A 19,950-nucleotide genomic window follows, 5' to 3' on the forward strand; every position below is an offset into this window, starting at 1 on the left:
GAGGCGACCATTAAGCCTCAGTGAGAAGAAACGTCAGGGCAACGAGCTCGGCAGCCCGAAGGGCGTGAAGTGCTCGGGGCCGACGAACGAGGTGATCTCGGCGATGCGCTCGCCACTCAGGGTCAGTACGTTGATCGACCAGGCGACGTGCGCGCCGGCGTCGTCGTTCCGGAGGTAGCAGGCCACGGCCGGCTGGCCGTTCGCGGTGGCCGGCCGGTGCCGCCAGCTTCCGCATGAGGTCAGCGGGACCCGCACGGCGAAGTCGGTGACGGCGTCGAGGCCGTGGTACCAGTGCGGCAGCGGCGGCATCGACCAGGTGACGTCCTCGGTGAGGAGCGCGACCAGGGCGTCGGCGTCGCCGCGTTCCAGCGCGGTCGAGTAACCGGCGACGATCTCCCGCACCCGGGCGTCGCCGATCTGGCGCAGCGTCCGCTGCTGGCTTGCGGAGGGCACCTTCTCCGCGACGAGCTTGCGGGCGCGTGCCAGGGCGGAGTTCACCGACGTGGTCGAGGTGTTCATGGTGGTGGCGATCTCGGCGGCGGAGAACCCGAGGACCTCGAAGAGCAGCAGCGCCGCGCGCTGGTTGCCCGGCAGGTGCTGCAGGGCGGCGACGAAGGCCAGCTCGACGGCCTCGCGCTGCTCGTAGCGCTCGCCCGGGCCGGTGCCGGGATAGGGGCCCAGCCAGGCGACGTCGGTCAGCGGGGCGTCGTCGAGCACGGCGCGGTCGCTGGCCGGGCCGAGGTCCATCGGCAGGGCCCGCCTGCCTCGGGACTCGATGGTGTCCAGACAGGTGCGGGTGGCCACGGTGTACAGCCACGAGCGCAGCGAACTGCGGCCCTCGAAACGCGCGAGCCCTCGCCACGCCCGCAACAGCGCGTCCTGGAGGGCGTCGTCGGCGTCATGGGTGGAGCCGAGCATGCGGTAGCAGTGGGCGTGCAGCTCCCGGCGCAACGGCCGGACGAGCCGGTTGAACGCGGCGTCGTCCCCGGCGCGTGCCCGGACCAGGTCCTCGGCGCCCTCCGTTGCCGGGTCCGCCGACGCGGCGGAAAAGACTTCGCTCACAAGCGACGATTCTGCCCCATCGCCGGAGTCACCTCTTTCGACCGACCGACGACGAGGAGAAAACCCATGAACCACACCGTCAGCACCCTTGAGATCGCCGACGCGCGCCTGCACTACGAAGTACGTGGCGAGGGCCCCCTGCTGGTGCTCGTCGGCGCCCCGATGGACGCCCGGTCCTTCGCCGCGGCGGCCGACCTCCTGGCCGCCGACCACACCGTGCTCACCACGGACCCGCGCGGCATCAACCGCAGCCCCCTCCACGACCCCGGCCAGGACTCGACCCCGGAGCTACGCGCCGACGACCTGTCCCGGCTCATCACCCACCTGGACGCCGGCCCGGCTGCGGTCTTCGGCTCCAGCGGGGGCGCCGTCACCGCCCTGGCCGTCGCTCGGTCCGAGCAGGTCCACACCGTCATCGCCCATGAGCCGCCGCTGGTCGAACTGCTGGAGGACCGCGAGCAGCTCCGCGCCGGGACCGACGACCAGATCGCCACCTACCTCGGCGGCGACGTCATAGGGGCCTGGACGAAGTTCATGGCCCAGGCGAACATCGCCATGCCGGAAGGGGCGATCGAGATGATGTTCGGTGGCGAACGCGATCCGCAGCAGGTCGCGGACGAGCAGCGCTGGTTCTCCCACGAGCTGCGTGGCACCGTCAGCTGGCAGCCCGACCTCGCCGCCCTGCGTTCGGTGCGCGCCCGCGTCGTGGTCGGCATCGGCGAGGACTCGACCGGCCAGATCTGCGACCGTACGTCGACCGCGCTCGCTGCGGCACTCGGCATCGAGCCGACGATGTTCCCCGGCGGCCACATCGGCTTCGCCGACGACCCCGACCGGTTCGTTCCGCGGCTGCGCGCGGTGCTGCACGGGAACTGAGCGTCAGCGCGTACTGGAGATCAGGGCGAGCGCCGCGCCCAGCAGCGCGATCACGGGAGCCGCCGCGGGGAGCAGGTGCAGGGTCACCGTGGCGGCGGCCGCGCCGAGCGTCAGGGCGAGGAGTACGGCCACCAGCTCGGGAAGGTGCGGCGGCCCGGTGCCGGGAGTGAGGTGCCGGGAGATCGAGCTGGTCAGCGCGCCGGTGATGAACGTCGTCGAGCCGATGAAGGTGTGCAGGCGGTGGGTGATCGCGCTCTGGATGCCCATCGCGAGCGCGGCGGTCGCGATCATCGGCAGGCGCGGGCCGGACAGGGCCCAGGCGAGGGCCAGCGCGATCAGCAGACCCAGCTCGGCGCCCAGGGCCAGCCGGGTACGGGCGGTCCAGCCGGTGGTCGAGACGGTGAACCGGAAAGTGGCGACCAGGCCGCAGACGAACGCGGTCAGTGCCACCAGCGAGCCCAGGGCCTCGGAGAAGCGGCCATGACCGGCTGACACGCCGAGCAGGACCAGGTTGCCGGTCATGTTCGAGGTGAAGACCCGGCCCAGGGCGAGAAAGGTGAAGGCGTCCATGGCCCCCGAGGCCAGCGCCAGGCTCAGGACGGGCAGGCGGTTGCTGGCCGGCATCCTCCCATGGTCGGCCGCACCCGCGGTCTGCTGGGGGAGGCGCGCTGACCTGGCGTTACGCAGGATGGGCGGGCGTGTTCGGGGGCTTCAGCCAGTCGGGGGTGCGCCACTGCTGGACGTTCGCCCGCGTGCACGGGCGCAGTGACACCTCCTGCCTGGCCGGGTCCAACTGCAGGCACAGGCCGCTGGCGACGTGCTGGACCTCCCAGTAGTGCCACCGGTTGTACGCCGAGCGGTAATTGAAGCGCCAGAGCTGGCCGGCGGAGCCGGAGCAGGGCTCGCGGGCCGGGCGGCGCTGATCCGGTGGGCCGGCGGCGGCCAGGCAGCCGCCCATGCTGGTGATCGTGTATTCGCCCTGGGCGTTCCGTCGGTAGCCGAACGCCTGGTTGACGCCGCCGTGGCAGCCCCAGATGATCAGGTCCGCGGCGCCCATGGCGTCCAGGCAACGGCCGTTCTCCGCGCTGGCCAGTGAGCTGCCGAGGTCCGGCAGGCGGTCGGTGATCAGCCAGCGCTGGCCGGGCCGGTCGGCGGCGCAGGGCAGCAGGATCAGCGGGGTGCCCGGCTCGGCGGAGCTCTGGTTGGGCTCGGCGCACAGGTCTCCCTGAGGGGAGGCGATGGCGATCGCGTGGTCGCCGGTGAGCCGCCAGAGCTGGTCGTCGGAGTCGTCGCAGGCCGCCTCGGTGAGGTAGATCCCCTCGATGATGCGCCGGGCCTCCGGGGCCAGGCAGCGCTCGCTCAGGCGGTTGCGGATCCGGTAGCGGAAGGCGCCATCGTGCTTTTCCGGTTGGAGGTCCCACCGCTGGGCTTCGTCAAAGACCGTGTTGATGGCCGAGCCGCCCAGCCTGGCGTGCGGGGGCGCGGTGGTGGAGGTGTTGACGACCAGGGGCTTGCCGGGCGCGTACAGGGAGAGGATCGTCACGTTCGGGCGCTTGAGCGAGTCGGGGACGTGGGTGTCGACGTACACCACGTAGGCCAGGAAGGCCGCGGTCGCGAACGCGACCGACAGCACGATGCCGATGATCAGCCTGGTGCGGCGGGTGGGCCGGGCGGGCTGGGGATCGACCAGCCTGCGGTAGGACTGGAGCCACTTGTCCGCCGCGGCGTCCGGCACGTCGTGCACCAGGAGGAAGGCGCGGATGACCGGCTCGGCGCGCTCGGCGTCGGTCAGCCAGCCGGCGCCCTGCCTGGTGACCTTCTCCAGGTCGGCCCGGTCGAAGGCGAGCCCGCGCCGGGCGGCGCGGGCCTGGAGCTCGGCGAACTTGGGCGTGCGCGCCTCCTCGCGCAGGTCCTTGAGCAGCCGCTTGAACGTGGGCAGGTCGTGCGCGGTGAACGGATTGGTCGCGGTCGCCGTACGGTTGGCCCAGCGTGACTGCAGGAAGCCGCCCAGCGGCGTGAGCCCGGCGGCCAGGCAGGCGAACAGGATCGCGGGCACGATGTGCGCCGGGTTGAGCTCGGGTTGACCGTCGGTGGCGAAGTTGACGTAGATCCCGGCCAGCACGGTGAAGACCGCGCTGAGCACGGCCACCGCGCCGATCACCAGGGCGAGCTCGCGTGGGGGGTTGCGCATACGCTCCATCCGGCACTGTGTGTCAGATCATGTTAACGGAGCGTGCGCGCGTCTTGTCCTGGCTACCGGCTCGGCACCGGGGTCGGCGTATCGGCGTTCGTGCGGGTGCGGGTCAGGGTGGCCAGCAGGAGGAGCAGTGCGCTCTGGGCGAGCATGCCGGGTGCCAGGGGTGGCGCGGCGCCGACCGACTTGCTGACGGCGTACCACCAGCGGGTCAGCGGGGACAGGGCGTCCCAGGTGTCGGCGTAGCGCTGGTCGAGCAGGCCCGCGTCGTAGTTGGCGGACACGTGGGCGTACACGCCGAACGCCGCCACCAGCAGCACGGCCAGCGCGAGCACCCGCACCGTGGTCACCGCTCCCTGAGGCCGGCCGACGGCGAGCAGCGCCAGCGCGAGCGTGAGCACGGCCAGTGCTCCCCAGGGGAGTAACTGCTGCAGGGTCTGCCAGTGGCGTTCGGCGGCGAGCTCCAAGGCGGCGCCCATGATGCTGATGAGAACCAGGGCCAGGAGCCCTCTGCGTATGATCATGGCGTCAGCGCCGAGACGATCTTGTCAACCGTGTCCTGGCCGGGGTTGTACTTGGCCAGGTTCTGGCGCAGCGACGTGAGGTCGGTGTCGTCGGCGGCGTAGGGCCGGTACTCCATGACCTCTCTGGCCCACCGGTCGGGGTTGGTCACTCCGGCGACCTGGAGTGCGGCGGTGATCTGGGCCTCGTCGGCGGTGTTCGCCGAAACCTTCCCCGCCTGGGCGGACGCGCTCGCGCTGGACGTGCTCACGCCGGCGGAGGTGGTCTGGGCCGTCGTCGAGGTGCAGGCGGTGAGGGAGACCGCCGTGGCGATCACCGCCAGGGCGATTCTGATCTTGCTTGGTGTCATGCGAGCCATCCGGTACGAGGGGTTCTCAGTGGCCTCAACGCTGTCCGAGCCGTCTCAGATGGATCTCGATGAATCATGAAGATCAGGTGAGAAACGATGCTTAGTCCGAAAAAAGGCGAAAGATGAGTGTTCCTGCGTAATTAGGTCCTCCTCAATCGGCGTAAGTCGGGTTACATTCACGTTACTTTGCCCTCTCTTGTCCCCCCGAGTCGACCGAAGGGAGAGGCATGAGAACGAGAACCGCAATCGCCGCCCTGACCGCTGCGGCGATCCTCATGCCGGCCGCCGTCGCGAATGCCACCGGGAGTGGGAGCGCCGCTGTGGCTCCGCCGCCCGACGACCAGTTCCAGAAGGTGACACTGAACGACAATCCGGGCGAGCCGATGGACTTGGCGGTGTTACCGGATTCGAGGGTCCTGCACACCACCCGGACCGGTGTCGTCTGGTTACATGATCCGAAGACCGGCCTCAACACGCAGGCCGCCCGGCTCGACGTCTACCGGCACGACGAGGAGGGGCTGCAGAGCATCGCCCTCAGCCCCGGCTTCGGCAAGGGCTCCAAGGCGGACGACTGGGTCTACCTCTACTACTCCCCGCCGCTCAACACCCCCATCGACGACCCGGCGACGCCGGACGTCAACGAGGGCGACGCCCCGACCACCGGCACGCCGGCGGACTTCGCGCCCTTCAAGGGGCTGATCCGGCTGTCCCGCTTCCGCTTCACCGGCGCCACCATCGATCTCCGCACCGAGCAGCGCGTTCTCGACGTGCCGGTGGATCGCGGCATCTGCTGCCACGTCGGCGGGGACATCGTCTTCGACGCCGGCGGCAACCTCTACCTGTCGACCGGCGACGACACGAACCCGTTCTCCTCCGGCGGCTACGCCCCGATCGACGAGCGCCCCGGCCAGAACCCCGCCTTCGACGCCCAGCGCAGCGCCGGCAACACCAACGACCTGCGCGGCAAGGTCCTTCGCATCAAGGTGCGCGCGGACGGCTCCTACATGATCCCCCGCGGCAACCTCTTCCCGTCCGGCACCGCGGGCACCCGGCCGGAGATCTACGCGATGGGCCTGCGCAATCCCTTCCGCATCGAGCTCAACCGGTCCACCGGCGATCTCTACGTCGGCGACTACTCGCCCGACGCGCGAGCGGCCGATCCCCTGCGCGGCCCGGCGGGAACCGGCAAATGGGCGTTGATCCGCAAGGCCGGCAACTACGGCTGGCCCTACTGCGCGACGGCGCGGCTCCCGTACGTGGACTACGACTTCGCGACCGGAGCGTCAGGCGCGAAGTTCGATTGCGCCGCGCCCGTCAACGAGTCGCCGCACAACACCGGCCTGCGCAAGCTGCCGCCGGTGGCGCAGCCGGACGTGTGGTACTCCTACGGGCCTTCTGCGGAGTTCCCGGCGCTGGGCACCGGCGGCATCGGCCCGATGGCCGGCCCGGCGTACCACTTCGACCCGCGCACCACGCGCGGGCGCGCTCCGGTGGCGTGGCCGAAGTACTTCGACGGCGTTCCGCTCTTCTACGAGTGGACCCGTGACTACGTCAAGGCGTTCCACCGTGACGGGCGGATCGAGGACGTGCTGCCGTCGTTCGTCTTCGACAACCCGATGGACATGGAGTTCGGCCCGGACGGCGCGCTCTATGTGCTGGAGTACGGCGACGGCTACTTCCAGGAGAACCCGGACGCCCAGCTCGCCCGCTACGACTACATCGGCTACACCGGCAACCACACTCCCATCCCGGCCGCCGCGGCGTCGGTGACCAGCGGCCACGCGCCGCTCACCGTCCGCTTCACCAGCGCCGGCACGACCGACCCCGACGGTGACAGGCTCCGCTACGCCTGGGACTTCAACGCCGACGGCACGGTCGACTCCCGCAGCCCCGAGGCGTCGTACACGTTCCGGACGAACGGCCTCTACAACGCCACGCTCAAGGTCACCGACACCGCCGGCATGTCCGCGGCGACGTCGGTGCGGATCGTGGTCGGCAACGCCGCGCCGGTCGTGGAGCTGGTCCGGCCCGCCGAGGGGCAGGCGTTCCACTTCGGCGACGTCGTCGAGTTCGAGGTGCGGATCACCGACGACCAGCCGGTGGACTGCGCCAACGTGACCGTGGACTACATCCTCGGCCACGACGACCACGGTCATCCGCAGACCACGGCCCGCGGCTGCACGGGCTCCATCCAGACCACCGAGCCGAGCGGGCACGACCCCGAGACCGACCACCTCACCGGCGTCTTCGTCGCCGGCTACACCGACCCCGGCGGTGCCGACCTGCCCCCGCTGACCGGCAGCGACCAGGTCGTACTCCAGCCCACACGTTAGGAGATCCCCATGTGTTACGGGTACGGCCCCAGCAGGCGTTCCCTGCTCGCCGCGGGCCTCGGACTGGGGGCGGGCGCCCTGGCCGCCGCCGCCACGCCCGCCGCCGCGGCGACCCCGCAGGGCGGCGGTCACCGCGTCCCTCCCGACCAGATCAGCATCCAGCTCTGGACGGTACGCGATGACATGTCCCAGAACTACGACACCACCCTTACCTACCTGGCCGAGATCGGCTACCCGAAGGTCGAGCTCGCGCTCGGCTACTTCGGTCGTACGGCCCAGCAGCTCCGTCAGTTCCTCGACGGGATCGGCATCCGGGCCAGCTCCAGCCACGACGGCCTCACCACCGACGCCGCCGGGCTGGACACGAAGATCAACAACGCGCTGACCCTCGGCCAGTCCTTCATGATCGTGCCCTACCTGAACTCCACCAGCCAGGACGAGTGGAAGGCGTGGGCCGAACGCATGAACGTCGAGGCCGCGGCCGCCCGCTCGGCCGGGCTGCGGTACGGCTACCACAACCACGCCCACGAGTTCACCACCGACCTCGGCGGCGGGCGGACGCCGTGGGACGTACTCACCTCGGAGCTCGATCCGCGCCTGGTCCATCTGGAGATCGACCTCTACTGGGCGGTCACCGGCGGCATCGGGCGCGGCGTCGCCGACCCGGTGCGATTCACGCTCGACGTCATCCGCAGGGCGCCGCAGCGGGTGCTGCAGTTCCACGTCAAGGACCGGGACCTCAACGGTGACATGGCCGACCTCGGCACCGGGACCATCGACTTCCGGCGGATCTTCGACGCGCACCGGGTGAAGGAGTACATCGTGGAGAACGACACCCCGGACGTGACTCCCCGGCGCACCGCGGAGGTCGGCTACCGCTACCTGCGGAAGGTGTGCTTCTAGGGACCACGTCCCCGGTCCCCGGTCCGGTCGTCGGGTCCCGGTCCCCGGTTCGAGCGCGGCCCGGGACCCGGGCCGGGCTCGGTGTCCCGGGGTCAGAAGCCGGGGAAGACCCGGCGCAGGTCGTCCAGGGTGAGGGTCTGGCTCGTGAGGGTCACGCCGTCCGGCGTGTGTTCGGGAGCGTGGCGGCCGGTGGTGAGCCGCAGCCACCACTCGGCCGGCGCGCTGAGGACGGCGTCGGGCTGGGCGGGCTCGTCGACGAGGGCGACCTTCTCCCCCAGGTCGAGCCCGAAGGAGCGCTCGGGAGAGGTGGTCCGGATGGTCAGGCTGCCCCGGCGGCCGCCAAGAGCGTCGGCCTTGCCGATGAAGTGGATGAGCAGGCCCACCTGGTCGAGGAGCAGGTCGGTCGCGGCCGGGGCCAGGGCCGCCGCCGGGTCGAAGGCGACCTCGACGTCCCAGGAGTGGTGGGCGAACTCGCTGAGCCGCAGACCCGCCGCGGTCGCGACGTCCACGGGGACGGGCAGGAAGCCGAGCTTGACGCGCAGGTCCTGTCTCGTCTGCGCGTCGAGGCTCTCGTAGCGGCTGACCAGCGCCTCGCTGGCGGTCAGAAACCCCTCGGCCCGCTCGGCCGGGGACATCGCGTCCCAGCGGGCCCAGACCGCCTTGTTGAAGTCCCCGTCCGGGGCGGCGGTGCCGTTCAGCGAGGCCTCCAGGTTGGCCAGGTTGATCTCCGAGCCGCTGCCCAGGTGGCTGAGCACCTGCGACACGTCCCATTCCGCCGCTCCGGACGGCCGGGTGAGGTCCTCGGGGGCGAGGCCACGTACGAGAGCGGCCAGGTGATCGTGTCCGCTGCGCAGAGCGTCGATGGTCTGGTCGGCGCGATCGGTCATGTTCGGCTCCAAAGGGAGGATGTGAGTGGTGCCGGAGATGTCGACAAGCTCAGCCGGTCGCGCCCACCGATAATTCCCGGGCGGTTCACGCGGACGGGTCCCGGGGCTGAAGGGACTCGAACACGGTCATCCCCGAGGCCGGGTCGAGGTCGGTCTCCGTCGCCTCGGTCAGCCGGGCCATGGTCATGTAGAAGCCGATCGCCAGGATCGCCTCGACGATCTGCCGCTCGGAGAAGTGGCCCCGAGCCGCCGTGAACACGCTCTCCTCAACCCGGACGTTCTCGATCACCTGCCTGCCGAACGCGAGCAGCGCACGCTCGGCGTCGTCGAAGGCGTCGCTGCCGAGGTCCAGCCGTTCGATCGCGTCGATCTGCGCCTGCGGCACGCCGACTCCCAGGGCGATCGGCACGTGCTGCCGCCACTCGTACGCGCCGCCCTCGACCTGCGCGACGAGCAGGATCAGCAGTTCGCGAAGCCGGTGCCCGAGGTCAAGGCTGCTGAGGATGGCCTGGCCCAGCCGAACCTGCGGGATCACGCACGACTCCGCGTGCGCCAGCATGCGGAAGATGTTGAGCTTGACCGGTAAGGCCGCGAGCGTCTTGGCCGCGTTGCCGGTCGCGTCGTCAGGGTTGATGAGACTCAGTCTTGCCATGGGTACCTCCGGTTGAGTGCCAGATGGCGGTACGTGCGGTCAGAGCCGGGGCCGTCTGGTGGAGGAGGTCGAGAAAGGCGTCCACCGTCGGGGTGGACACGCGCCCCGACCGGCGATACAGGCGGATCTCGCGTTGCCACAGCGGCCCCGGCAGCGACCGGATCACCACGTCATCCCCGAACACCGCCACCTGCGCGGCGAACGCCCCCAGGATCGCCACTCCCAAACCGGCGGCCACCAGGGCGGAGATGGTGGTGGGCTGTGAGATGACCATGATCTCGACGGGGTCGGCGCCGATCCGGTCGAGCCGGTCGCGGTAGTCGGCCCAGCCCCCATAGGGATCCCCGGTGACCATGACGGTTTCGTCGGCCAGCAGCCCGAGGTCCATCGGGGAGGCGGTGGCCAAGGGATGGCGGGCCGGCACCACCAGGACGATCTTCTCGTGGAACAGGTGGGTCGAGGGGACGTTGTGGTGTACCTGCGGCACGTCAGAGGTACGCAGGGCGATGTCGACCTCGCCGTGGGCGAGGGCCTCCTCCAGTTGCAGCGGGTCGCCCTCGCGCAGCACCACCGTGACCCCGGGATGCAGCCGGCGGAACTGCTGCATCAGCGGCGCCAGCAGCACGGCGCTCAGCCCCGGGTAACCGCCCACCGTGACCCGGCCCCTGAGCTTGGTCCCCAGGGTGCGCACCTCGTCCACGCCGGACTGGATCTCCGCCAGCGCGGCCCGCGCCTTGGGCAGGAACCGGGCGCCGGCGGCCGTGAGCGTGAGCTCCTTGCTGGTACGGATGAGCAGCGTGCCGCCGAGCGCCTGCTCCAGTGCCGCGACGTGCGCGCTCACCCGCGGCTGCGACCGGCCCAGGGCGCGCCCGGCGGCGGTGAAGCTGCCGTGGTCCACGACGGCGACAAAGGTGGCCAGCCAGCTGAGCTGCAGGTTCAGACGCTCGCTCATTCGGAAAACGTATGATTTGCAGTCGCACTATGGCAATAGACGAATGGATATGTCCCGCATAGATTCGCCCGCATGACGAGCGAAACTGTCGAATTCGACACGGGACGCATGACCAGAGGGCAGCGCAGGATCGCACTGACCGCCATCGGCGGTTACTACGTGGACGGCTACGACCTGCTGGTTCTGTCCGGTGCCCTGCTGGGCATCAAGCCTGAACTCTCCCCGGATCCCGGGCTGCTCGGCCTCGTGGGCGCCTCCGCGTTCGTCGGCATGGCCCTCGGCTCCGTACTGACCGGACCGCTGACCGACCGGCTCGGCCGCCGCCCCGTCTTCTTCGCGTCGATGGCCGTCTTCGTCCTGGCCTCACTGGGGTTTCTGCTCGTCAATGACGTGTGGCAGCTCATCGCGCTGCGGTTCTTCGTCGGCTTCGCGATCGGCGCGGACATGCCGGCCTCGGCCGCCCTGATCGCGGAGTTCATCCCGTCCAGGAGGCGTGGGACGTTCACCGGTCTGGGCGGGGTGGCCTGGATGCTGGGCGCGCTGACCGCCATCGCGGTGACGCTGCTGATCTTCACCCTCGCGGGCGCGGAGCACTGGAGATGGGTGATGGCCACCGGGGCCATCGCGGCGGTGCTGCTGCTGTTCCTGCGGCGCCGCACGCCCGAGTCGCCGTACTGGCTGCGTGCCCACGGCCGCCACGAGGAGGCGCTGGCCGCCTGGCGCTACGCCACCTCCGGCGAGATTCCGCCCGAAGCCGCTCCGGCCGCCCCCGGCACCCGTCAGCCGGCCCCGCTGCGCCTGCTCTTCCGTAAGCCGCTGGTCATCATGATGGTCATGCTCTGCGTGTACTGGGGATGCAACAACTTGTACGGATCGGCCATCCTGCTCTACCAGCCCAGCCTGATCAGCCGCATCGTCACGCCGAGCACGTTCACCGCGCTGCTGTTCACCGCGGCCACGACGACGCTCGCGGTGATCCTCGGCCTCGTCGTCTGCCTGTGGGTGATCGAGTCGATCGGCCGTCGCTTCATCGCGCTCACCGGCACCGCGATCGCCGCCGTGTGCACGTTCCTCATCTGGGCCGGGTTCGGCACCTCGTGGCTCGTCCTGGTGGCCTTCGCGATCACGATCGCGGTGATCAACGGCGGTACCTCGCTGGCCTTCTACTCCTGGGCGCCCGAACTGTTCCCCGCCTCGGTGCGGGGACGCGCCATCGGCATCGTCAACATGGTCGGCAAGGCGGGCAGCGTGGTCGGCACGCTCGCGCTGCCGAGCATGTTCGAAGCGCTCGGCGCGGTGTCCTTCCTGGTGATCGCGGGCCTGGCGGTCCTGAACGTGGCGGTGACCTACCGGCTGGCTCCGGAGACCCGCGGTCTGACGCTCCGCCAGCTCGAGGAGAGGGTGTACGCATGACGGCCGGACCCGTGGGGCGTACCTACCAGGACTCCACGCCATGGTGGCCGGAGCCGCCCAGGCCGCGCGAGGGCGCGCCGGACGTGATCGTCGTCGTCCTCGACGACGTCGGGTTCGGCAGCCTCGGCTGCTACGGATCGGAGATCGCCACGCCCGCCATGGACGGGCTGGCCGGCGACGGGCTGCGCTACACCAACTTCCACGTCACGCCACTGTGCTCGCCCACCCGCGCCTCGCTCCTCACCGGCCGCAACCACCACGCCGTCGGCATGTCCCTGCTGTCCAACGCCGACAGCGGCTTTCCCGGCAAACGCGGCACGGTGACCCACCGCGCGGCCACGATCGCCGAGGTGCTGCGCGAGACCGGGTACAACACCTACGCGCTCGGCAAGTGGCACCTGGCCCCGATGGACCAGACCAGCGCGATCGGCCCCTACGACCAGTGGCCGCTGGGCCGCGGCTTCGACCGCTACTACGGCTTCCTGGAGGGCATCAGCGACCAGTACTATCCCGAGCTGGTCCAGGACAACCACCGGGTGGAGCCGCCGAGGACGCCGGAGGAGGGCTACCACCTGACCGAGGACCTCGTCGACCGGGCCATCGCCTGCATTTCGGACCACAAGTCGGTGGGGCCCGACAAGCCGTACTTCCTCTACCTGGCCATGGGGGCGGGCCACGCGCCGCACCAGGCGCCCGAGGAATACCTGCGGCGCTATCGCGGCCGCTACGACGAGGGCTGGGACGTGATCAGGGAGCGCCGCCACGCCAGGCAGCTCGAACTCGGGATCATCCCGCCCGGCACCGCGCTGGCGCCGCGCAACGACGGCGTACACCCCTGGGCCGAGCTGCCGGAGGAGGAACGCGCCGTCGCCGCCCGGCTGCAGGAGGCGTTCGCCGCGATGCTGGAGCACACCGACGCCCACCTGGCCCGGCTCCTCGCGCACCTCGAACGCATCGGCACCCGGCAGGACACGCTGATCGTCCTGCTTTCGGACAACGGCGCCAGCCAGGAAGGCGGCAGGCTCGGCAACACCAACTCCATCGCCTACGAGAACGGGGACGAGGTCTCCCACGCCGACAACCACGCCCGGCTCGACGAGATCGGCGGCCCACGCTGCCACGGCAACTACCCCTGGGGCTGGGCACAGGCGGGCAACACCCCGCTCAAGCGGTACAAGCAGAACACGCACGCCGGGGGCGTCCGGGCGCCGCTCATCGTCTCCTGGCCGGGGCGGGTCGCCGGTGGCGGCGTGCGGGGGCAGTTCCACGACGTCATTGACGTGACGCCGACGATCCTGGACATCGTCGGCGCCGAGATGCCGCGGACCTACCGAGGGCTCGCGCAGTTGCCGGTGCACGGCATGTCCATGCGCTACACGTTCACCGACGGCGCGACGCCGACCCGCCGCACCACCCAGTATTTCGAGATGTACGGGCACCGCGCGATCTGGCACGAAGGGTGGAAGGCGGTCGCCTACCACGAGCGCGGCACTGCCTACGAAGAGGACCGGTGGGAGCTGTACCACCTGGACGACGACTTCTCCGAATGCCATGACCTGGCGGCCGAGCGCCCGGACGTGCTGCATGAGCTGATCGGCCGCTGGTGGTCCGAGGCCGACCGGTACGACGTCTTCCCACTGGACGATCGCAACTTCGCCGAGCGGGCCGCGATGTACCACAGCGCGGCCTCACCCAGGCGCCGGCGGAGCTTCGTGCTGTACCCGGAGATGAGCCGCATCCCCGGCGGGGTCACGCCGCTGATCTACGATCGCTCGTACCGCATCGACGCCCACGTCAGGTTGCGGGCGGGCGACGAAGGCGTGCTCATCTCGCAGGGCGACGTCAACGGCGGTCACGTCCTGTACGTCGCCGGCGGCCGGCTCCACTACGAGTACAACCACCAGGGCACCCGGTACCGCGTGCGTGGCGACCGCGACCTGCCGCCCGGCGACCGAGTCGTGTCGATGATCTTCACGAAGACCGGTCCGCGCCAGGGCGTCGCCGCGCTGGCAGTCGACGGCCGTTCGGCCGGCGGCAAGGAGCCGATCACCACCGCGCGGTACCTGATCGGCTGGCAGGGCCTGGTGCTGGGCCGAGACGCCCTGTCGCCGGTGAGCTGGGACTACCCGCGTGGCTTCCCCTTCACCGGGACGATCGATCGGGTGTGCGTCGAGCTGGACGACGACATCCCGGACACCACCCACGAGACCTTCGACTGACCGGTCAGCTCGCCATCCGCGCCTCGGGGAGCAGGGGAAACCCCTCTCCGAGGTCGCGGTTGATCGGCAACGTGACCAGCTCGAAGTCCTTTCTGGCCACCTCGACGCCATGGATCTTGCAGACGATGGCGGCCGTGCAGGCGCCCCCGGTCAGGCGCATCAGCCGACCGGCCCGCACACTCGCGGTCACCATCGTCAGATGCAGGACCAGGTCGATCCCGAACGTCACCCGGCCCACGGGCTGACCGTTGACCTGCACCTCGACATAGGGCTCGTGGTGGGAGACGACCTCGTGCTCGGCCAGCGGCACCATCAGCCCCATGCCCGGGTTGTCCAAGGTCTTGCGGGCCGCGGCGCGCAGACTGCGGTATTTCGCCCAGCCGCCCAGCAGCACCGAGCCCACGTCGATGCCGCCCAACAGGGTGGCGCCCGCCTCCGCGGCCTTGTGCAGCAGCTCGCCGGGCGGTGCCTGGACCTGCCGGGTGATCTCGTCGAGCACCCGGTGGGCGTCCACGGCCTGCGACAGCTCCTGGGCCGCTTGTCGTGGATCGGCGTAGAGCAGCAGGTCGGCGGTGCTGGGGTGGGTGGTGAAGGTGACGGTCACCGTACGATCTCCCTGATCTCCTGGCGGCCCTGGTCGTGATGGCAGACGAAGTCGAGGCTGAGCGAGGGAGCCACCAGCTCGCGGAGCTCCAGGCGGGGCGAGAGGTCGGCGTACGGCACGCAGACGACTGAGGCCGCCGGAGGCGGCGCGGACGTCGCCGGCATGACGGTGGTCGCGGTCATGTCGGGCATCGCGGATGCCGCGGCCATCGCGGGCGTTCCCCGCCCGCGGCGGGCGCGGCGTAGCGCCCAGACCAGGACGGCCGCCGCCACGAGCACGGCCACCAGCAGGATGGGCAGTGGCGTGCTCGACGAGCCCGTCTCGTCGGTGTCGATGGCGCCGGCCTCCGGCGACTCGTCGGTGTCGGTCGGGGTGACCTCCGGGCTCGCGGGGTCGGTCGGCCCGGTGACCGGTGTCAGGGTGACGGTGACGGAGCTACCGCGCTCGACGAGGCTGCCGGCGGCCGGCTCCTGCTCGCTCACACTGCCTCCGCTGCCGGAATCTCCGCTGCCGATGACGAGCGTGAGCCCCCGTTCCTGGACCCGCCGTCTCGCCGCGCTCGCGCTGAGCCCGCTCAGGTCGGGAACCGCGACTTGCTCAGGAGTCGGGGACACCGGAGCGGGGGGACGCAGGCGCAGCGTCACGGTGCTGCCTTTCGGCACCCGCGTACCGGCGGCGGGATCCTGGGAGTCCACCACGCGCGGTTCGGCGGCCTCTCCCTGGGCCACGGATGAGACGAGTCCTTGGTCCCGTACCTCCTGTTCCGCCTGATCGAGCGGGTCGCCGACGACGTCCGGGACCTCCACGGTCGGCGCTTCGAGGTCGATGGTCACGGTGGAGCCGCAGTTCGCGAGCTCCTCGCTGGTGGGGGTCTGGTCGGTCACCGTCCAGTCGGCCGCCGCGTCGGAGGGTGTGGCCTCCGTGTCGAACCCGGCCTGCGCCAGGGTGGCTTTCGCGTTCTCCCGCGTCATTCCCATGACGTTCGGCACGGACGCCTCGTGGGTGCCGTCATGCGTCTCGCTGTTCCACTCGTCGAGCGTCGGGCAGGACGATGAGGCCGTCGGTGTCACCGACCCGCCTACCACCGGCTCGCTTGTCGGCTCCCCGGCTCCGGCCATCGCCGGGCTCACCGGACCGATCAGGATTGCGGCCATCAGCACCATCACGCTCGCGGCAACCGCGTAGGCCCGCATCGCCACCTCCCTGACATCAGCCTCGACGCTAGGCACGCCGTCCGGCCAGGACATGAGTAGGTCACTACTCAAATCGGAAGAGTGACGTTTTCGTTACAGTGGGTGATGGCGGCGCGAGGCCAAGACCCCCTGAGGAGCAGGCGCCCACCGCCTTGGCCCTCTGCTGCTATGGTCACGCCTGCCATTCGAGGAGGAAACCACGCATGACCGAGGAGAAGCATCCCGACGATGACAAACAAAACATTGGTGACATGATTGGCGAGCTTCTCTCCTTCTGGACGTTAGGCCCGGATGCCTACGCCGCCGAACACAACACCCGCTACCATCCGGTCAAGCTCGTGATCTGGACCCTCGTGGCGGTCGGTGTATCGGCCGCCGTCTCCGCGGTCAGGCTGGCCCTGTTCGGCGAACCTACGGCGGGATGGGCTGTCGCCCTATTCCCACTGGTACTGCCGCTGGTCGGCGCCCTGGCGCACAAGCCGCCCCGCTACGTGGCCGCGCTGGGCTGGGGGTTGGGTGTGGGTCTGGTCACCGCCTTGCTGTTGGGCATCGACATCGGCTCGTCGCTCAGCTCATTCTGGACAGGCTTCGCGTCGGTGTGCGCCGGCTTCCTTGTGTGCTCAGCGGTATTCGCCGCGGTCACCTGGCCGCGCCCGGAGCCTCCCGAGTAGGGTCGATTGCCGAACCCGGGTTCATCGGCTACCAGGGGAGAACCGCAGATATTCCGGTCAGGGCTGCCTGAAGAACAATGATGCCAGTGGCGGTACGGAGCACCGCCAGCTTCCAGTCCAGTGCCTGCATCACCCGCTGGGCCATCAATCGTTCAGGAGTTTCACGTTCGTCAAGGATCGGACTGAGTAAAGACGGCCCTGTGCGTGGACGTCGCAAGAGTCCCGCGAACAGCAGGGCCGCGGCGCCTACAGCGCAAGCTTGCGAGATCAGGTTTGTCGCAGCTGACAGGATGCCTCCTGCTGCCGCCTGGCGACTCGCCAGAAATAAAGCCCCAGTTCCAATGAGCAAGATCGCGGTTAACATATCAGCCCACAGAATACGGCGCTCCGTCACACCTTGGACCGTAGCACGCCGAGTCGCGTGTTTCTTGAATGCCAGGCAGTCATTACGGATTGGACAAGCGCGGTGGAAACTCCGTCACTGGTATCCACCTCGAAGTCGTACGGTCCGAATGTGTGTATGCCGTCGGTCTCTACGTGAGAGCGGCCCTCTCCGATGCGGCGGTCCCCTCGCTCGCGTTCTCTCCGGTCGATCTCCGCGAGGTCGCAATGCACTCCGACAAGGAACACGTCGAAGTCCGCCAACAGGCGGGAAAGAGATTCACGCCAGGCCCGGAATTCGATGACGTGCTCCACGATCAGGTCGTTGCCGGCGCCGGCCAGGGCGGGCAGGCATTGGTGAAAGCCCTTGAAGAAGCGTGGCCGCATCTCGTTCCACCAGGAGAAAGGACCTTCGTCGTCGCGCCGCTCGGGGAGCATTCCGCTTGCCACGAACTGGTCGGAGGAGACGTACAGGAACGGCTCGTCAAGCGCGTGCCGCACTGCCCTGGCCAGGGTCGATTTTCCGGAGCTCGACGCTCCGTTGAAGATGATGACGCGTCCTGAGCCTCTTGCCGGCGGGGTTGGTTCCATGGCCACACGATGACACGGCCTTTCCGTGTGGCGGCCACCGCACAGCGTGAGCGCGGCGGATACTGAACGGCATGCGTGTCGACTTCGACCCCGAGGCTCTGGGCGGGCCGGCCTTCTACCGGTTCATGACCTCGGTCGTCGTCCCGCGTCCGATCGCGTGGGTCTCCACCGTCACACCCGACGGAGCGGTGGACAATCTCGCTCCGCACTCCTTCTTCAGCATCGCCAGCACCGATCCGCCGATCGTGCAATTCACCTCGATCGGCCGCAAGGACTCCCTGCGCAATGTCGAGGACACCGGAGAGTTCGTCGTCAACTTCTGCTCCGAACCGAATCTGCACCTGATCCGCGACACCGCCACCGATTTCCCGCGGGTCGTCAGCGAATTCGGCACGATGGGAATCGAACGCGAACCCAGCCGTCATGTGCGGCCGCCCCGGGTGGCCAGCGCTCCCGTTGTCCTGGAGTGCCGTTCGCACACCACTCTGCGCATGGGCAACTCCACCCTGGTTTTCGGCAGGATCTTCCTCGCGGCGGTGCACGAGGAGTATCTCGTCAACGGGCGCCCTGACGCCGAACTGCTGCGCCCGCTGACCAAGCTCGGCGGCGACGAGTGGGGGACGCTGGGCCAGATCATGCACCTGAGCCGCATCCCCTACGAGGAGCCGCGGGGCGAATGACTGCTCAGCAGGTCGAGTTGGTCTGGGTGAGCAGGGCCAGCCTCCAGGGCAGCGAGTTGTAGTCGCCGCCGGCGTTCGGGTCCAGGCCCTGGTACAGGTAGCGGAGCTGGCACGGGCTGATGGTCAGGGTCTGGTCGTAGCCGTCGCGGATCATCTCGCCGTGGCTGATGTCCTTGGTCCAGGCGGTGGAGTCGAAGGTGACGTTCGTACTGCGGGCGAACGGGTTGCTCTCGGAAGCGGCGAGCCCGCTCCACGGGCCGGTGATGGCGGTCGAGGTCCAGGAGCGGAAGTAGCGCCGGCCGTCGCTGCCGATGGCCTCCACCAGCAGCAGGTACTGGTTCGTGCCCTTGATCTTGTAGACGTTGGAGGCCTCGAAGAGGTTGTTCCTGGCGTCCTGCATGGCGATGACGGTGTTGGTGAAGCCGTTGGGGAAGTTCGCCACGGTGGTCTGGGAGCGGTAGAGGTGGCCGTTGTCGTCCGAGGAGAACAGGTAGCAGTTGACCGTGTCGCAGATGACCCACATGTCGACCCAGTAGCCGTTGCCGATGTTCTGGCGGATGATGTCCGGCATGCTGGCGTAGAAGTTCTGCGGCGCGCTCCACGATCTCGGGTTGCTGATGTCGGTGGTGGTCGAGTACGAGGCGTTGCCGGTCTGGTAGACCAGGTACCACTTGTTCTGCGGAGCGAAGTAGAACACCTGGGGCGCCGCCCGGTAGCCGGTGCCGATCGCGCTCTGGTCGAGGTACGTGTGCGTGGCGGCGCCCGCCTGCGCCCAGTCGGTGAAGTTCAGGTAGACCATGTTGTAGCCGCTCGCGTTCGCGGTGCTGGCGAAGACGTGCCAGCGGCCGTTGTAGTAGACGACCGACGGGTCCTTGACGGCGGCGATGTTGTGGCTCGCATCCGGTTTGGGGGCGATCAGCGCGGGGCCGGAGCGCCAGCGGAAGCTGCTGGGCAGCGTGCCGGTGCCGCCGGTGGGGGTGACCGTCGGGGTCGGTGTCGGTGTCGGGGCCGGCGTGCTGCCGGTGCAGGTGGTGCCGTTGAGTGCGAAGTCGGTCGGCGCCGGGTTGGCGGAGTTGTTCCAGGAGGCGTTGAAGCCGAACGACGTACTGGCGCCGGTGGCCAGAGAGCCGTTGTAGGCGGCGTTGACGACGGTGACCTGGGCGCCGGACTGGGTGTACGTGCCGTTCCAGAGCTGGCTGATGGCCTGGCCGGCGGTGAACGACCAGGTCAGCTTCCAGTTCGTGAGCGGATCGCCAAGGTTGGTAACGCTGACACTGGCGCCATAACCGCTCTGCCATTGGCTGGTCACCGTGTAGGTGATGCGACAGCCCGGGGCGGCCTGGGCGTTGGGGGCGATGAGCGCGGCGGCGATCGCGGCCAAGGCCGCCGCGATGGCCCAGAACCGGGTGCGGTTGAGGTGCACTGCGTCCTCCGTGGGGCGGGGGCCGACGATGGCCGAGCGTCTCAG

General features: G+C 69.5%; 20 protein-coding genes. 7 read left to right on the plus strand and 13 right to left on the minus strand.

The window, feature by feature from the left end; genetic code table 11:
• Positions 1-33: 33 nt before the first annotated feature.
• The gene (locus tag KME78_RS28115; protein ID WP_219532376.1) at positions 34-1,062 is read right to left on the minus strand and encodes a sigma-70 family RNA polymerase sigma factor; all 1,029 of its coding nucleotides are present in this window, start codon (positions 1,060-1,062) and stop codon (positions 34-36) included.
• A 66-nt stretch (positions 1,063-1,128) separates the two neighbouring features.
• Here KME78_RS28115 and KME78_RS28120 point away from each other — a divergent pair, with 66 nt between their 5' ends.
• A complete protein-coding gene (locus KME78_RS28120) occupies positions 1,129-1,938 on the plus strand; it encodes an alpha/beta fold hydrolase (RefSeq protein WP_219532377.1) in 810 nt (269 codons plus the stop codon).
• Positions 1,939-1,941: 3 nt separating this feature from the next.
• On the opposite strand, the gene KME78_RS28125 is transcribed toward KME78_RS28120, so the two are convergent.
• From KME78_RS28125 to KME78_RS28140, 4 genes are all read right to left on the minus strand, one after another.
• Complete coding sequence (locus KME78_RS28125; protein WP_219532378.1) at positions 1,942-2,562, minus strand: YoaK family protein; 621 nt, start codon at positions 2,560-2,562, stop codon at positions 1,942-1,944.
• Between the two features lie 55 nt (positions 2,563-2,617).
• Positions 2,618-4,129, minus strand: coding sequence for an RICIN domain-containing protein (locus tag KME78_RS28130; protein ID WP_219532379.1), 1,512 nt, complete (start codon positions 4,127-4,129; stop codon positions 2,618-2,620).
• A gap of 62 nt (positions 4,130-4,191) precedes the next feature.
• Positions 4,192-4,656 (minus strand): hypothetical protein, encoded by a 465-nt coding sequence (locus tag KME78_RS28135; protein WP_219532380.1) that lies wholly within the window; start codon positions 4,654-4,656, stop codon positions 4,192-4,194.
• On the minus strand, positions 4,653-5,003 hold the full coding sequence (locus tag KME78_RS28140; RefSeq protein WP_219532381.1) for a hypothetical protein: 351 nt from the start codon (positions 5,001-5,003) through the stop codon (positions 4,653-4,655). Before KME78_RS28140 ends, KME78_RS28135 begins: the two co-directional genes overlap by 4 nt.
• 227 nt (positions 5,004-5,230) lie before the next feature.
• Between KME78_RS28140 and KME78_RS28145 the strand changes: the two genes are divergently transcribed.
• Positions 5,231-7,336, plus strand: a complete 2,106-nt coding sequence (locus KME78_RS28145) for a PQQ-dependent sugar dehydrogenase (protein ID WP_219532382.1) — start codon at positions 5,231-5,233, stop codon at positions 7,334-7,336.
• Between the two features lie 9 nt (positions 7,337-7,345).
• A complete protein-coding gene (locus KME78_RS28150) occupies positions 7,346-8,239 on the plus strand; it encodes a sugar phosphate isomerase/epimerase family protein (protein ID WP_219532383.1) in 894 nt (297 codons plus the stop codon).
• A gap of 92 nt (positions 8,240-8,331) precedes the next feature.
• Here KME78_RS28150 and KME78_RS28155 read toward each other — a convergent pair whose 3' ends face one another.
• From KME78_RS28155 to KME78_RS28165, 3 genes are all read right to left on the minus strand, one after another.
• Positions 8,332-9,126 carry a maleylpyruvate isomerase N-terminal domain-containing protein gene (locus KME78_RS28155; protein ID WP_219532384.1) on the minus strand — a complete coding sequence of 265 codons (795 nt, stop codon included), beginning with the start codon at positions 9,124-9,126 and terminating at the stop codon, positions 8,332-8,334.
• A gap of 85 nt (positions 9,127-9,211) precedes the next feature.
• Complete coding sequence (locus KME78_RS28160; protein WP_219532385.1) at positions 9,212-9,778, minus strand: carboxymuconolactone decarboxylase family protein; 567 nt, start codon at positions 9,776-9,778, stop codon at positions 9,212-9,214.
• Positions 9,750-10,730 carry a LysR family transcriptional regulator gene (locus KME78_RS28165; protein ID WP_219532386.1) on the minus strand — a complete coding sequence of 327 codons (981 nt, stop codon included), beginning with the start codon at positions 10,728-10,730 and terminating at the stop codon, positions 9,750-9,752. Before KME78_RS28165 ends, KME78_RS28160 begins: the two co-directional genes overlap by 29 nt.
• A gap of 72 nt (positions 10,731-10,802) precedes the next feature.
• Between KME78_RS28165 and KME78_RS28170 the strand changes: the two genes are divergently transcribed.
• The gene (locus tag KME78_RS28170) at positions 10,803-12,143 is read left to right on the plus strand and encodes an MFS transporter (protein ID WP_219532387.1); all 1,341 of its coding nucleotides are present in this window, start codon (positions 10,803-10,805) and stop codon (positions 12,141-12,143) included.
• Complete coding sequence (locus tag KME78_RS28175) at positions 12,140-14,362, plus strand: arylsulfatase (protein WP_219532388.1); 2,223 nt, start codon at positions 12,140-12,142, stop codon at positions 14,360-14,362. The genes KME78_RS28170 and KME78_RS28175 overlap by 4 nt, the downstream gene beginning before the upstream one ends.
• 4 nt (positions 14,363-14,366) lie before the next feature.
• On the opposite strand, the gene KME78_RS28180 is transcribed toward KME78_RS28175, so the two are convergent.
• Together KME78_RS28180 and KME78_RS28185 are read right to left on the minus strand one after the other, a co-directional pair.
• Positions 14,367-14,966, minus strand: coding sequence for a hypothetical protein (locus tag KME78_RS28180; RefSeq protein ID WP_219532389.1), 600 nt, complete (start codon positions 14,964-14,966; stop codon positions 14,367-14,369).
• Positions 14,963-16,213 (minus strand): PASTA domain-containing protein, encoded by a 1,251-nt coding sequence (locus KME78_RS28185; protein WP_219532390.1) that lies wholly within the window; start codon positions 16,211-16,213, stop codon positions 14,963-14,965. The genes KME78_RS28180 and KME78_RS28185 overlap by 4 nt, the downstream gene beginning before the upstream one ends.
• 149 nt (positions 16,214-16,362) lie before the next feature.
• On the opposite strand from KME78_RS28185, the gene KME78_RS28190 reads away from it, so the two are divergent.
• Positions 16,363-16,830 carry a hypothetical protein gene (locus tag KME78_RS28190; RefSeq protein ID WP_219532391.1) on the plus strand — a complete coding sequence of 156 codons (468 nt, stop codon included), beginning with the start codon at positions 16,363-16,365 and terminating at the stop codon, positions 16,828-16,830.
• A 28-nt stretch (positions 16,831-16,858) separates the two neighbouring features.
• Here KME78_RS28190 and KME78_RS28195 read toward each other — a convergent pair whose 3' ends face one another.
• A complete protein-coding gene (locus tag KME78_RS28195) occupies positions 16,859-17,224 on the minus strand; it encodes a hypothetical protein (protein ID WP_219532392.1) in 366 nt (121 codons plus the stop codon).
• Complete coding sequence (locus KME78_RS28200; RefSeq protein WP_219532393.1) at positions 17,221-17,802, minus strand: phosphotransferase-like protein; 582 nt, start codon at positions 17,800-17,802, stop codon at positions 17,221-17,223. The genes KME78_RS28195 and KME78_RS28200 overlap by 4 nt, the downstream gene beginning before the upstream one ends.
• A gap of 71 nt (positions 17,803-17,873) precedes the next feature.
• Here KME78_RS28200 and KME78_RS28205 point away from each other — a divergent pair, with 71 nt between their 5' ends.
• Positions 17,874-18,482, plus strand: a complete 609-nt coding sequence (locus KME78_RS28205; protein WP_219532394.1) for a flavin reductase family protein — start codon at positions 17,874-17,876, stop codon at positions 18,480-18,482.
• A gap of 4 nt (positions 18,483-18,486) precedes the next feature.
• Here the strand turns inward: KME78_RS28205 and KME78_RS28210 are convergent, their stop codons facing one another.
• Positions 18,487-19,905 (minus strand): glycoside hydrolase family 62 protein, encoded by a 1,419-nt coding sequence (locus KME78_RS28210; protein ID WP_219532395.1) that lies wholly within the window; start codon positions 19,903-19,905, stop codon positions 18,487-18,489.
• Positions 19,906-19,950 lie beyond the last annotated feature (45 nt).

This window comes from Nonomuraea guangzhouensis, from assembly GCF_019396345.1.
Taxonomy (GTDB): Bacteria; Actinomycetota; Actinomycetes; order Streptosporangiales; family Streptosporangiaceae; genus Nonomuraea; species Nonomuraea guangzhouensis.